The sequence below is a fragment of the Nonomuraea sp. NPDC049695 genome, assembly GCF_040674955.1.
Lineage (GTDB): Bacteria > Actinomycetota > Actinomycetes > Streptosporangiales > Streptosporangiaceae > Nonomuraea > Nonomuraea helvata.
In genome coordinates this window covers 13636-25804 of record NZ_JBFANV010000035.1, presented here as the reverse complement: position 1 = coordinate 25804, position 12169 = coordinate 13636, and the positions used below count along the sequence as shown (strand labels likewise).

Genomic DNA, 12169 nt, shown 5'->3' with positions numbered 1-12169 from the left:
CGGGCTCGGCATGAGTCAGCTTGATGCCTCGGTTCACTCGCTGACGTACTGGTCGGCGTAAGCCTTCGAGGGCGCGATGGGCGTGATGACATCGATCAGGACGCCGTTGGGGTCGGCCACGATGAAGTGCCGCTGCCCGAAGTCCTCGCTGCGCAGTTCGAGCTCAGGTCGCAGCCCTTCACCGGCGACGAGCCGTTCCCACTCGGCATCGACGTCCTCCACCTCGAAGTTGAGCAGCAGCCCCTGCACCGGCACGCGATATCCCTCGGGCAGCGTCGGGTGGGTGTGGTCGAGCAGCGCCAGTTCGTACGCCGGCGGCCCCGGCCACCGCAGGCTCACGTACCAGGCCGCCTCGAAGGTCGTCTCGAAGCCGAACAGCCGGGTGTAGAAGTCGTGGGACTCGGTCAACCGCGACGTGCCGATGACCGGATAGAAGCTGGTCAGTATCACAGAACTCCCTTTCACATACCGACGGTATGCGAAGGTACGGTATTGACGTACCATCGGTATGTCAACGTGAAGGGAACGCCATGACCGACGGGGCAAGGGCCCGCCAGCGCGAGCAGACCAAGCGCACCCTGCTGCGGGTAGGCCGGCGGCTGTTCGCGACCCATGGCTACGCAGCGGTCGGCCTGGCGGAGATCGTGCACACCGCCGGCGTCACCAAGGGCGCGCTGTACCACCACTTCGCGGGCAAGGCCGACCTGTTCCGCGCGGTCCTCGAACACGTACAGCAGGAGGTCGCCCAGAAGGTGGCCGCGACCGCCGACGCCGAGGACGATCCCTGGGAGCAACTGACGGCGGGATGCCGGGCCTTCCTCACGGCGAGCACCGACCCGGACGTCCAGCAGATCATGCTCATCGACGGCCCCGCCGTGCTGGGGTGGAGCGAGTGGCGCGCACTGGATGAGGCCGCTTCGGCCCGCCACCTGGCCGAAGCGCTCACCACCCTCGTCGAAGAGGGCATCATCACGCCGCAACCGGTCGAACCGCTCACCCACCTGCTGTCCGGCGCCATGAACGAGGCGGCACTGTGGCTGGCCAGGTCGACCGACCCCGGCGACCTGGACGACACCTGGATCGCGCTCTCCCAGATGCTCCAGGCACTACGCCTCGAGCCGGCCCAGGCGGCCGCCGCGACGGATTGATCGCCGCACACCGCACTCCACTCTCCGGCCGCCTGATCGAAGAGGCCCGCAGGTCACCGATTCGGTGATCTCCGTTTCCAGGCAGGTGCGCACCTGCCCCAACCTGCGCGTGCAGCGTTTGTCCCTGACGCGCGGCTGCGACCCGTGATCCGGGCCGTCTACCTGCGGAGATCACACCTATCCCTGCCGGGCCACTCTCTCCCACCTGCGGAAACAGGGGTTGGAACCTGCTCACTCCGGAAAGGAGGAGGGGAGCGAGGCGACGGGGGGAGCCGCGAAATGCAGATCGTTGTAGACCTCACGCGCTGCCAGGGCTATGCGCAGTGCGTTTTCCTCGCACCGCAGGTGTTCGAGCTCCACGAGGAAGAGGGGTTGCTGTACACCCCAGCCGTCCCAGCCGACCAGGTCGAGCGCGTGCGCCAGGCTGCGGTGGCGTGCCCGGTCCGGGCCATCCTCGTGGGCGAGGAGGTGAGCGCCGGTGCCCGGTGATCTGCGGGACGGCCGCATCGTCATCGTCGGCGCGTCGCTTGCCGGGTTGAGGGCCGCCGAGACGCTGCGTGAGGAGGGCTTCACCGGCTCACTGACCGTGGTGGGGGATGAGCCCTACCCGCCCTACGACCGGCCACCGCTGTCCAAGCAGGTTCTGCTCGGCAAGGCGCCGGCGGACACCACGGGGCTGCCGATGCGCCGGGACCCGGAGGCCGACTGGCGGCTGGGAGTGGCCGCCACCGGCCTGGACCCTCTCGGAAAACGGGTGATGCTGGCCGACGGCGAGTCGCTGCCCTACGACCGGCTGCTGATCGCCACCGGGACCCGGGCGCGGCCCTGGCCCGACCCGGAGGAGGCCGCCCTGGACGGGGTGTTCACCCTGCGCACCCGCGACGACGCCGGGGAACTGGCCGAGCGGCTGGCCGCCGGGCCGAGGCGGGTGCTGGTGATCGGCGGCGGTTTCACCGGCTCGGAGATCGCCTCGGCCTGCCGGGAACGAGGGTTGGACGTCACGGTCGCCGAACGCGGTCCTGCACCCCTGGTCGGGGCGCTCGGCGGGACGCTGTCGAAGCTTGCGGCCGTCATGCAACGCAACCACGGCGTGGATCTGCGCTGCGGGGTGACGGTCACCGCCCTGCACGGGGACGGGCGCGGCCGGTTCACCGGTGCGGACCTGTCCGACGGCAGTCGTGTCGACGCGGACGTGTGCGTCGTGGCGTTGGGAGCGGTCCGCAACGTCCAGTGGCTGACCGAGTCCGGGCTGGCAGCGGGCCCGCGCGGGATCGCCTGCGACGCCGGGTGCCGGGCCTTCACCATGTACGGGATCGTCACCGACGACGTCTTCGTCGCCGGTGATGTCTCCCGGTTTCCGCACCCGCTGTTCGCGTACCAGATGCTCTCCCTGGAGCACTGGGGCAATGCGGTCGCGCAGGCCGAGGTGGCGGCCTACAACATGGTCAATCCGGGGCCCCTGCGGCGCCCGCACCTTGCCATCCCGACGTTCTGGTCGAGCCAGTTCGGGCTCAACATCAAATCGGTGGGCGTGCCCACCTTCTCCGACCATGTGGTCATCGCCCAGGGCTCTTTGGAGGCGCGCCGTCTGGCGATGGTCTACGGCTACCAGGGTAGGGTCACCGCCGCGGTCACCGTCGACATGGCCAAGTCGCTCGAGTACTACCAGCACCTGATCGAGACCGCGGCTCCGTTCCCGCCCCCGCCCGGCGCGGCGGACCGTGCGATCGCCGCTGACGTCCCGATTCCGTCCGACGTGCCGGATCCGAGGGGGCTGTACCACGGCCCCACCGTGGCGCTCACCGGTCACCTACCCGATCGCCGGCTGACGGTGGTGCAGCCCACCGGCTGACCCACGTCCCGCCTGACCACGAGGAACCGCCATGAATTCCGACACCTTGCTGGCACGGATCACTGACTACGTGAACCGCCCCAACCCCTACCCGCTGTACGCGGAACTCCGCGAGGCCGGTCCCGTGGTGCGGCAGGCAGACGGCCGCTATCTGGTCGGCACCTACCACGAGATCACCACTTTGCTCCACGATCCGCGGATCAGCACCGATCCCCGAAGTCGTCCGGCCCCGCCCAGCGGTCCGTCGGAGGAAGTGCCGCCCCTGCCCTTCCTGCGGCTCGACGACCCCGAGCATCACCGACTGCGCACCCTGGCCATGCGGCCGTTCGGCCCACCGCACAGCCCCGGCCGCATCGACGCCATGCGCGGCCAGATCGCCGACATCACCAAGGAACTGCTCGAGGCGCTCCTGGACCGCGAGCAAATCGACATCGTCGACGACTTCGCCTACCCGCTGCCCGTCACGGTCATCTGCCGACTGCTCGGTGTGCCACGCCAGGACGAACCGCTGTTCCGGCAGTGGTCCGACGCGATCGTCGCAGCTGCCGACGTCAGGCCCGAAGAGGACACCACCGAGCCTGACCGGGCGGGCCGCCAGGCACGGGCTGAGATGGGCCGGTACCTGGTGGATCTCGCCGACCAGCGCCGGGGCCATCCGAGCGACGACATGCTCTCCGCCTTCATCAACGAACCCGACCCGGCCATGCGGCTCACCCGCGAGGAACTCGCGGAAACCGCCGTACTGCTGCTGATCGCCGGACACGAGACCACGGTCAATCTGATCGCCAACGGGGTCCTCACCCTGCTGCGCCAACCAGACCAGCTGGAGCGGCTGCGCCGCGACCCCGATCTGTTGCCCAGCGCTGTGGAGGAACTACTGCGCTACGAACCCCCGGTCCACATGCGGGAACGTATCTCGCTCGCCGACGTCGACATCGCGGGCACCACCATTCCCAAGGGCACCTCCGTCGTGCTGGCGCTGGCCTCGGGCAACCGCGATCCCAAGCGGTTTCACGACCCCGACCGATTCGATCCCGCGCGCCCGGACAACCAGCACCTGGGCTTCGGCAGCGGCATCCACCTCTGCTACGGCGCACCACTCGCCCGCATCGAAGCTCAGATCGCACTCGGCGCACTGATCCCCCACCTCAACACGGCGACCCTGGTCCAGGACTCACCCCCCTACCGGCAGAACGCTATGCTCCGCGGACCCCGTCACCTTCTCATCGCGATCCGACAGCCCGCCTGACTCCGTCCCGGACACCGCGCCGGGCCGTCCGGCCTCCATCACGCTCGGCCGCGATGAGGATCTCGGAGGCGCATCCCCGCGGCGCGCATCGCGACCGCCGTCGCCGATGTGGGTGGCTTCCCTTGATCAGCACGGAGCAGGCGCGCCTCGCGGGCGCGATATCGCGCGAGGCCGCCTGCTCCGTCGAAGTGCTGATCCGTCAGAGGAGGCCGCGGGAGGCGAAGGCCTCGCGGACCGCGGTGGCGGCGGTGGCACCGCCGTGGCGTTGCGCCGCGGCCACCGTCGCCGCGGCGGCGGCGCGGAACGTGGTGTCCTTGGCGAAGTCGAACTGGGCGTCGATGATGATCGTGCTGCCCAGGCCGTCGCCCAGGCGGGAGCGGATGTCGTACAGGGCCGCCGACCAGATCTCACCGTCGCGGTGGACCTCGCCCACCACGTCCTCCGGATAGTGCCTGGTGCCGTCGAGTCGGCGCAGACAGTGCGGGGCGGAGGAGGTATAGGGCACCGAGTCCCAGTCGGCGACGCAGGCCTCCGGCGTGTTCGCGGGCACGCCGGTCTTCCAGCTCGTCACAGCGACGGCGAGATAGTCGCCGAAGCCCTCACCGATCGCACCGGATTCCAACGTGGTGCCGAAGCCGGGCACCTGGCCGTCCTGCACCGAGTGACCGTACTCGTGGACGATCACCTCGGCGTCCTCCGCGTCGTCCACACCACCCTTGCCGAGCGTGATGTTGGCCTTGTCCTCGCGGAAGAAGGAGTTGTCGCTGCCGTACTGGTTGATCCGCAGCTCGATCTGGCGCTGGTTGACCGGGCGCAACCGCGACCCGAAGCCGAGGGACTGAAGGTAGTGCTGGGCGGTGGTGACCCAGTAGTACCCCATCACCTGCTCGAACTGGTCGGTGTCGCGGTGGAAGGAGAACGTGCCGTTCACCGGCTTGCCCGTCTCGCTCTTGACCCGGACGTACCGCCCGGTGAGATTGCCGGAGCCGTCCAGGTCGGTGAGAGTGACGGTGCGGTAGGCGAGAGCGAAGGCGGTGCTGTCACGGTCCTTGTCGTCGGTCAGCGACTGGTCGCCGAGCGTCTGGACCGGGTTGGGGTAGAAGACCGTCGCGGTGGGCTCGGTGCCGGCGTCGGCGGCGCCGGGGACGAGCAACGCGGCGGCGGTTGCGAGGGCGAGGCAGGCGGTGGTTCGGTGGTGCCGGGGGGTGAACACGAACATTCTCCTCGTAACGGGGATCACCGCGCGAATGTACGGCTCAGAGTGGCCAGCTGTCACCTCCTGTGCCGAAATGGACCACATTGGGAGGTTCTCCACCACGGTGCCCCCTTCTGTGTGCCGCTCCGGGGACGCACAGAAGTCATCGCGCTGCACGAACACTGGGATTTGGCGGCCGATGTCTCGACCCGGTCTCAGGGGTTCTGGAAGGCGACTTCGGGGTTGGTGGAGGTCGGGCCGTCCAGCAACGGCTGCTGTTCGCCGTGCAGGTGCTGGTCGAAGAAGGCGCCCACGTACGACCTGGTGATCTCACCTGACCGCTTTCCCGGCAGCGGCGCGGTGGGGTCGGTGATCCCGGCCTGCTCGCCGAGGATGGGCAGGTCGATGAAGGTGAAGTGGCCGGAGCCGGCCACGGTCAGCCAGCGCTTCCAGCCGTCCAGGCGGCGCCAGTCCCGTAGCCAGGTGGTGTCCGTGGAGTCGGGCGAGTGCTGGGCCTTGGTGCCGAGCATGAGGAAGGGTCGTTCGCCGAGGCCGGAGGCCGGGACCGGTGCGAAGAACGTGCCGTCCATGTTCACCCCGGCGCGAACGCGGTGGTCGGCGGCCATGACGCTCGCTGCGGCGTTGCCGCCGAGCGAGTGGCCTGCGGCGCCGATCCGGCGGGGGTCGATCATCTTCCAGCGCTTCCAGGCGGGGGCGGGCCTGGCAGGATGGGTCAGCCGGCCGATGACGAAGGAGATGTCGGCTGCCCGGTTGGCGGCGGCCTTGGCCAGCAGCTTCTTCTCCTCCTCGTCGGAGGGAGCCTTCTCCACCGTCTCGCAGGCGAGGCAGGTCAGGGTGCGGCCGCCCGGGAAAGTCGTGCCGAACGACTCGTAGGCGTGATCCACGAGTGCGACGACGTAGCCCTTCGAGGCGAGTTCTTCGGCGAGCGTGGTCAGGGTGGCGCGGTTGAGGGTGAAACCTGGGGAGAGCACCACCAGGGGATGCTTGCCGCTGGCGGGGCGGGCGCCGACGTGGGCGTTCGTGCCGACGCCGGCGAGTTGTTCGGCCTTGAGAACGGTGTCGAGCTTCTGCCCTTTGAGGAGGAGACGAGCCTCGTCGAGGGTCATGTATGGCGCGGCACTTCCGCCGGCGCGGGCCGGGTAGTACATCGACACCATCAGCTCGCGCGCGCCGGCCGTGGGCATCCACAGGTCGCGGCGATTGCCGTCGACCAGATGCAGGGTATCGCGCCCGACTTCGTACTGCCCGGTGGGGCGAGGGATCGCGAAGCTCACATCGGAGATGTCCGTGGCGGCCGCGGTGGCGGAGGACGACGTCGAGGCGGCCGCCGCGGCCGACATCGGCAGGGTCAGCGTCAGGGTGAGGAGGACGACCGCGACGTTACGGCGAGTTCTGATCATGAGCAGCACTGTAGGAACGGCACCGCCATGCCTGACATGCCCGAAAGGCAGGCTCACGCCCTTACTTTCGTCAGTGTCCGCAGAGCGCGGTGGTCACGCACGCCGGTCACGAACAGCGCGGCGACCAGCAAGTAGAAGACCATCTCATACGACAACGTCCACATGGTGTTCAGCACGCCTGCCGCCCCGACGGCGTCCATCAGCATCGTCGCGTGCGCGGCCACCGAGGAAGCGTCCCTGGGCACCTCCTCGCGTACGGGGATCCACCACGACAGAGCCAGCACCACGCCGATGACCGCGAGGTAGAGCGGATAGAGGCGGAAGAGCCGGCCGATCCAGAAGGCCCGCACGCCGCCCTGCCGTTCCAGTGAGGCCGGGATGATGTACCCGCTGACCAGGAAGAAGACCAAGACGCCGTACACGCCCAGGTTGAACGAAGTGGGGCGTAACCAGGGCATCGCCCAGGTCGTCAGGTGCTCGCCCACGACCGCGAGCGCCCCGACGCCACGCAACGCATCCAGCCACGCCAGTCGGGTTGGCGCGGTGTGCGCGGCTTGAGGAGCTTGGGGAGGGGCCGTCACCACACGCCAAACGTATCGGAGCGATGATCCGCGGGCCGGCACATCGTCATCGCCGGCCTCTCGAACGCAACGCGGGCGCGTTCTGGACCGCGGCTCTCGCCTTTCTGGTGGTGCCTTTCGTCCTCAGCTACTCCTGACCCAACGCCGCCCGCACGCCCGGCTCGACGGCCGCGCGGAGGGCGGCATCCAGCTCGACGGGTGTAGCGGCGGTCTCGCCGTCCACCCACGCCCGCAGCAGCCCCATGAACGCGCCGACCACGCACACCACCAGCAGATCGAGCGAGACCGGCGTCCGCGCGCCCGCGGCCACGAGCTCGTTCCTGACCACGGTGGCGAGGAGCTGCTCGCCACGAGCGTGCACGTGACCGCCGCCGCGCCGCCTTCACCCGCGTGGCGACGGCGGCGAGACCACGGGCCGGGGACCGGGTCTTGGACGTCGGCTGCGGCACCGGATACCTCAGCCGCATCCTCGCCCCGGTGGTCACCACCAGCGGCCGCGTCGCCGGCATCGACCCGTCCCCCGCGATGATCGACTACGCCACCGGGCACGCCCCCGGCAACTGCACCTATGTGCAGGGCGAAGACGAGAACCTGCCGTTCCCCGATGACTCGTTCGACCTGGTGATCTCCAGCCTCGCCGTCCACCACATCCCCACCGATGCCCGGCCCGAGGCGCTACGCCAGATGTTCCGCGTCCTCCGGCCTTGTGGCCGCCTGCTCATCGCCGAGTTCCGCTCGCCCGCCAACCCCCTGGCCAGACACCTCATCGGTGCCCTCAGCGGTCCCGCCATGCAGCACGACCCACGCGACCTGCTGGGCATCATGATCCCCGACGCCGGTTTCCAGGTGGAGTCCGAAGGCGACCTGCCGCACCTGCTCTACTACGTCCGCGCCACACGACCATAGAACGCGCCTCGGACATCGTGACGATCCTACAGAAACATTCTACGTTCGCCATCTATTTAACGTTGGACGTTGGACGTAGGATGTCCCCCCAGTAAACGTCTCCTGTCAGGAAGGGCGTGGACATGCACGATGGCCATCCCCCGGAGGGCCGTGCCGGGCGTCGCTCCCGGCGCCGCCGGGCGGGCGCCGTAGTGGTGCTCGCCGGCCTACTCGTCAGCGCGTTCGGCGTGCCGGCGACCGCGGAAACCCTCGAGGCCGGCGCGACCGCCGACACCGCACCGTTCGTGGACGAGCAGGTGCTCTACAAGCAGGGCGACTTCGGATACGGCTGCTTCCGGATCCCCGCCGTGGTGCGGGCCACGAACGGCATGCTCCTCGCGTTCGCCGAAGGACGGGTGAAGGACTGCGGCGACGACGAGGACATCGACCTCGTGCTGCGCCGTTCCGCCGACGGCGGGCGGACCTGGGGCCCGCTGCAGGTGGTCTCGGAGGGCAACGGCACGACCCACGGCAACCCGGTACCGATCGTCGACGAGCGTACCGGGCGGGTCGTGCTGGTGAGCACCCACAACGGTCCGGAGCCGTGCCCGAACGGCTGCGACCGCGACCCCTGGGTGCAGTTCAGTGACGACCACGGGGCGACCTGGTCGGCCGCCAGGGAGATGACCGAGGGCAAGCGTCCGGAGTGGAATTTCTGGTACGCCACCGGCCCGATGCACGGTATCCAGCTCACGCGGGGCCCGCACGCCGGGCGGCTGGTCGTCGGGGCGAATTTCGAGAGCTGGGACCGGGTCGGCAAGCACGTCTACGGCACGCACCTGCTCTACAGCGACGACAGCGGGGCGACGTGGAACATCGGCGCCGAGACGTCCCGCGATGACGGCACGGTCATCGCCCAGGAGGTCACCGTCGTCGAGCTGACCGACGGGCGGATCTACGCCTCGGCCCGTGAGCGCGGCACCGACGAGGGCAGCCGGGCGTACGCGACCAGCAGCGACAGCGGCCAGACGTGGGACGCTCCGTTCCGCACGATGCCGGCGCTCGCGACGACCGACGTCCAGGCGGCGCTGCTGCGGTTCAGCGACGGGCGCATCCTCTTCTCCTCGCCGATGCACCCGGGCGCCCGGGAAGCGATGGGAATCCGGTCGTCCTACGACGAGGGACGCCACTTCGAGACCTGGGACGAGGGCAAGGTCTTCTCCTGGGGGCCGTCGGCGTACTCGGACATGGTGCGTCTGGACGGCGACGAAGCGGCCCTGATGTACGAGGCCGGCACCATCACGCCGTACGAGCAGATCCGCTTCGCACGGTTCAACGAGGCGTACCTGGAGACGCCGAACGGCACCCCGCCCGGCATCCCCGGCCCCCCTGCGCCCGGCCCGACGACGCCGGACAAGTCGCCGTACCGCAACCAGGCGTACGTTCGCGGTGGTGCGCAGACCACCGACGGGCGGTTCGGCAACGGGCTGGCTCTGGACCGGGTGGACGACCGGGTGGAGGTGCCGTTCAACGACTCCATCGACCTCGGCGCGAAGGACTTCACACTGACCTCCTGGATCCGGTACTCGGAAAAGGCCGGCGCGCACACGATCCTCTGGTTCCACCGGGTGAACAGGGGCACCAACCCGCCGGCACTGTGGCTGCGGGCCGAACCGGCCAGCAACCGCATCCGGGCGGTCCTGTCCGTCGACCGGTTCAACGTGACCGTACAGTCGCCGAGCGCGTACAACGACGGGCAGTGGCACTTCGTGGTGCTCCAGCGGGTACGCGGTGAGCTGCGGCTCCTGGTGGACGGCGTGCAGGTCTCGTCGGCGGCGGCGCCGGCCGGTTCGCTGACCCTCGGCAAGGAGTTCGGGCTCGAGGGAATCCACATCGGGCAGCGGATGGACGGTGTGGACCGCTTCCGCGGGACGCTGGACGAGGTACGCGTCTACCGGCGCGCCCTCGCCGATGCCGAGCTGGACCTGATCCGGCAGTGGAACCTCCCGATCGGCGGTCAGCTCGGGCTGCGGCTGCCGTTCGATCACGTCGGTTAAAGGGACTACCGGTTGGCGATGGCGCTCGCGGGCCCCGGCGGGCGCCATCGCCTTGCCTTGACGGTGTCTGACGCAGAGGGGCTGCGAAGGACGTCCTACGTCCGGTGGGGGCGTGCTACTCCCCTGGGAAGAGCTCAGGCAGTTGTGCCCGGGCCAGTGGCCTGAGCCGTACGGCGAGCGAGGCGTCGACCGACTCGTACGGCCACCGGACTCGAGTGCCGATGTCGGCCCAGCCACCGAGGTGGGCCAGGAACTTGTCCAGCGCGGGGTTGGCGTAACCGCTGTGCTGGAGCCGATGAACATGCGCGGCGAAGAACTCGTGGATTCGTCGTTCCCCATCGAGCGCGGCATCGGGTCGCGCGACGATCATCCGCTGCCATGCCATGGCGCCGGCCGGGCTGAGGGCGGCGATGTTCGAGTAGGAGCCGGCGGCGCCGTGCCGCCAGCCGGTCGCCAGGCTATGGCCGGCGACGAAGACGGCGAGGCCGGCCGCGTGACGCCGCAGCTCCGCGTACCACCGCGCGTCGCCGCCTGCCACCTTGATCCCGATGACCGCGGGAACCTCGCGGCGGATCACCGGATACAGGTCGGCCGGCACCTGCGTCTTGGCGTGCGGCGGGTTGTACAGCACGAGCGGCACCGGGTCGGCGGCGGCGACGAGCACGTCCAGCGCCGCCTCAAGGCGCGTCCAGTCGATCGAGTCGTCGTCCCGGATGGGCAGTAGGACCGTGCCCCACGTGCCACCGAGCGACCCCCGCGTCAATGCCTCCACGGCCCCCCGTCATCCGTTCGGGTAGACGTAGAACATCCTATGTCCTGGATGAGCGCGCGAACAGGTCATGTCCGTCCGGGGGGTCATCTGTGTCGTCGGCGTAAACTTTCCAGTACCGGGCTGGCCTTCCGGTACCAAGAGGTGGGATGTTCGACGCGAGGCCTTCGACGAGCCTGGGGGTGGCATGCGTACACGTGACGACGCGTCACTTCAGGAGCGCATCGTCGCCCTGATTCACGAGCGCGGGCTCGCCCCTGGGTCACCGATGCCGACCGAAGTGCAATTGATGGAGCTGCTCGGGACGAGCCGCAACAGCGTCCGCGAGGCCGTGCGGGCCCTGCAGGCGTTGGGCATCGTCGAGATCCGGCACGGACATGGGACGTTCGTCGGGCACGCGTCGCTCGACGCGCTGACTCCGTCGTTTGCCTTCCGGGTACGTTCGGGGCCGGGCGGGATCCGCGCGCTGCACGATCTGGTCGAAGTCCGCGAGCTACTCGAGACCGGGCTGATCGGCCAGGTGGCTCAGAGCACCAGCGCCCCCCGGCTCGCCGCGTTGGAGGCCCTGGCCAATGGCATGGATCGGGACCGGGAAGCCGATCGGGCGTTCCATGCGCTGCTGTACGACTCGTGCGGCAACGAACTGGTGCTGCAGCTGATCGGCCTGTTCTGGGACGTCTACCACGAGGTCGAGCCGACGCTCGGCCCGCCGGAGGAGCGGACCGAGGAGATCGCCGTCAACCACCGCCGGATCGTGGCGGCGCTACGCGCTCGGGACGCCGAAGCCGCGCGGGAGGCGATGCGGCTGCACTTCCGCGACGTCAAGGCGCGCATCGCGTGGGCGGAGGCCCGGCCAGTACCCGCGCCGACCTGAGAGATCAAGGCGCGCCAGCCCGGCCGGGTTTTCAGATGCCCAATCGGTTGATCACCGTATTGATCGCTTTAGCCTGCATGCCTCATGTCTACCCGCGCCGCGTTCGTCGGATCGTCGTGCCGGATAAGCATGGGCCAG

The 12169-nt window shown here is 69.3% G+C and carries 13 protein-coding genes; 7 read left to right on the top strand and 6 right to left on the bottom strand.

Translation table 11 applies throughout. The features are described 5' to 3' along the window. Window positions 1–33 precede the first annotated feature (33 nt). Window positions 34–450, bottom strand: a complete 417-nt coding sequence (locus tag AB0J64_RS27885) for a VOC family protein (RefSeq protein ID WP_364032746.1) — start codon at window positions 448–450, stop codon at window positions 34–36. Between the two features lie 80 nt (window positions 451–530). On the opposite strand from AB0J64_RS27885, the gene AB0J64_RS27880 reads away from it, so the two are divergent. The 4 genes from AB0J64_RS27880 (at window position 531) to AB0J64_RS27865 (ending at window position 4249) form a co-directional block, all read left to right on the top strand. Next, a complete protein-coding gene (locus AB0J64_RS27880) occupies window positions 531–1148 on the top strand; it encodes a TetR/AcrR family transcriptional regulator (RefSeq protein WP_364032743.1) in 618 nt (205 codons plus the stop codon). A gap of 279 nt (window positions 1149–1427) precedes the next feature. After that, complete coding sequence (locus AB0J64_RS27875; protein WP_364032740.1) at window positions 1428–1637, top strand: ferredoxin; 210 nt, start codon at window positions 1428–1430, stop codon at window positions 1635–1637. Then, on the top strand, window positions 1627–3000 hold the full coding sequence (locus tag AB0J64_RS27870; RefSeq protein ID WP_364032737.1) for an FAD-dependent oxidoreductase: 1374 nt from the start codon (window positions 1627–1629) through the stop codon (window positions 2998–3000). The genes AB0J64_RS27875 and AB0J64_RS27870 overlap by 11 nt, the downstream gene beginning before the upstream one ends. A gap of 31 nt (window positions 3001–3031) precedes the next feature. Beyond that, window positions 3032–4249 (top strand): cytochrome P450, encoded by a 1218-nt coding sequence (locus AB0J64_RS27865; protein ID WP_364032734.1) that lies wholly within the window; start codon window positions 3032–3034, stop codon window positions 4247–4249. 199 nt (window positions 4250–4448) lie between these two features. On the opposite strand, the gene AB0J64_RS27860 is transcribed toward AB0J64_RS27865, so the two are convergent. The 4 genes from AB0J64_RS27860 to AB0J64_RS27845 form a co-directional block, all read right to left on the bottom strand. Then, a complete protein-coding gene (locus AB0J64_RS27860; protein WP_364032731.1) occupies window positions 4449–5462 on the bottom strand; it encodes a M36 family metallopeptidase in 1014 nt (337 codons plus the stop codon). 197 nt (window positions 5463–5659) lie between these two features. Further along, entirely contained in the window at window positions 5660–6865 is a 1206-nt protein-coding gene (locus AB0J64_RS27855) for an alpha/beta hydrolase (RefSeq protein WP_364032728.1), read from the bottom strand. Window positions 6866–6918: 53 nt separating this feature from the next. Beyond that, the gene (locus AB0J64_RS27850; protein ID WP_364032980.1) at window positions 6919–7446 is read right to left on the bottom strand and encodes an acyltransferase; all 528 of its coding nucleotides are present in this window, start codon (window positions 7444–7446) and stop codon (window positions 6919–6921) included. 127 nt (window positions 7447–7573) lie between these two features. Then, complete coding sequence (locus AB0J64_RS27845) at window positions 7574–7807, bottom strand: hypothetical protein (protein WP_364032725.1); 234 nt, start codon at window positions 7805–7807, stop codon at window positions 7574–7576. A gap of 29 nt (window positions 7808–7836) precedes the next feature. On the opposite strand from AB0J64_RS27845, the gene AB0J64_RS27840 reads away from it, so the two are divergent. Further along, the gene (locus AB0J64_RS27840; protein WP_364032723.1) at window positions 7837–8352 is read left to right on the top strand and encodes a methyltransferase domain-containing protein; all 516 of its coding nucleotides are present in this window, start codon (window positions 7837–7839) and stop codon (window positions 8350–8352) included. Between the two features lie 122 nt (window positions 8353–8474). Then, window positions 8475–10388 (top strand): sialidase family protein, encoded by a 1914-nt coding sequence (locus AB0J64_RS27835; protein ID WP_364032977.1) that lies wholly within the window; start codon window positions 8475–8477, stop codon window positions 10386–10388. 115 nt (window positions 10389–10503) lie between these two features. On the opposite strand, the gene AB0J64_RS27830 is transcribed toward AB0J64_RS27835, so the two are convergent. Next, window positions 10504–11160 carry a hypothetical protein gene (locus AB0J64_RS27830; protein ID WP_364032720.1) on the bottom strand — a complete coding sequence of 219 codons (657 nt, stop codon included), beginning with the start codon at window positions 11158–11160 and terminating at the stop codon, window positions 10504–10506. Between the two features lie 184 nt (window positions 11161–11344). Between AB0J64_RS27830 and AB0J64_RS27825 the strand changes: the two genes are divergently transcribed. After that, entirely contained in the window at window positions 11345–12031 is a 687-nt protein-coding gene (locus AB0J64_RS27825; RefSeq protein WP_364032717.1) for an FCD domain-containing protein, read from the top strand. Window positions 12032–12169 lie beyond the last annotated feature (138 nt).

Excerpts from the sequence above, each read along its gene's own strand:
- AB0J64_RS27855 (WP_364032728.1), bottom strand. The coding sequence starts at position 6,865 with ATGATCAGAACTCGCCGTAACGTCGCGGTCGTCCTCCTCACCCTGACG.
- AB0J64_RS27865 (WP_364032734.1), top strand. The coding sequence starts at position 3,032 with ATGAATTCCGACACCTTGCTGGCACGGATCACTGACTACGTGAACCGC.
- AB0J64_RS27825 (WP_364032717.1), top strand. The coding sequence starts at position 11,345 with ATGCGTACACGTGACGACGCGTCACTTCAGGAGCGCATCGTCGCCCTG.
- AB0J64_RS27880 (WP_364032743.1), top strand. The coding sequence starts at position 531 with ATGACCGACGGGGCAAGGGCCCGCCAGCGCGAGCAGACCAAGCGCACC.
- AB0J64_RS27875 (WP_364032740.1), top strand. The coding sequence starts at position 1,428 with ATGCAGATCGTTGTAGACCTCACGCGCTGCCAGGGCTATGCGCAGTGC.
- AB0J64_RS27835 (WP_364032977.1), top strand. The coding sequence starts at position 8,475 with ATGCACGATGGCCATCCCCCGGAGGGCCGTGCCGGGCGTCGCTCCCGG.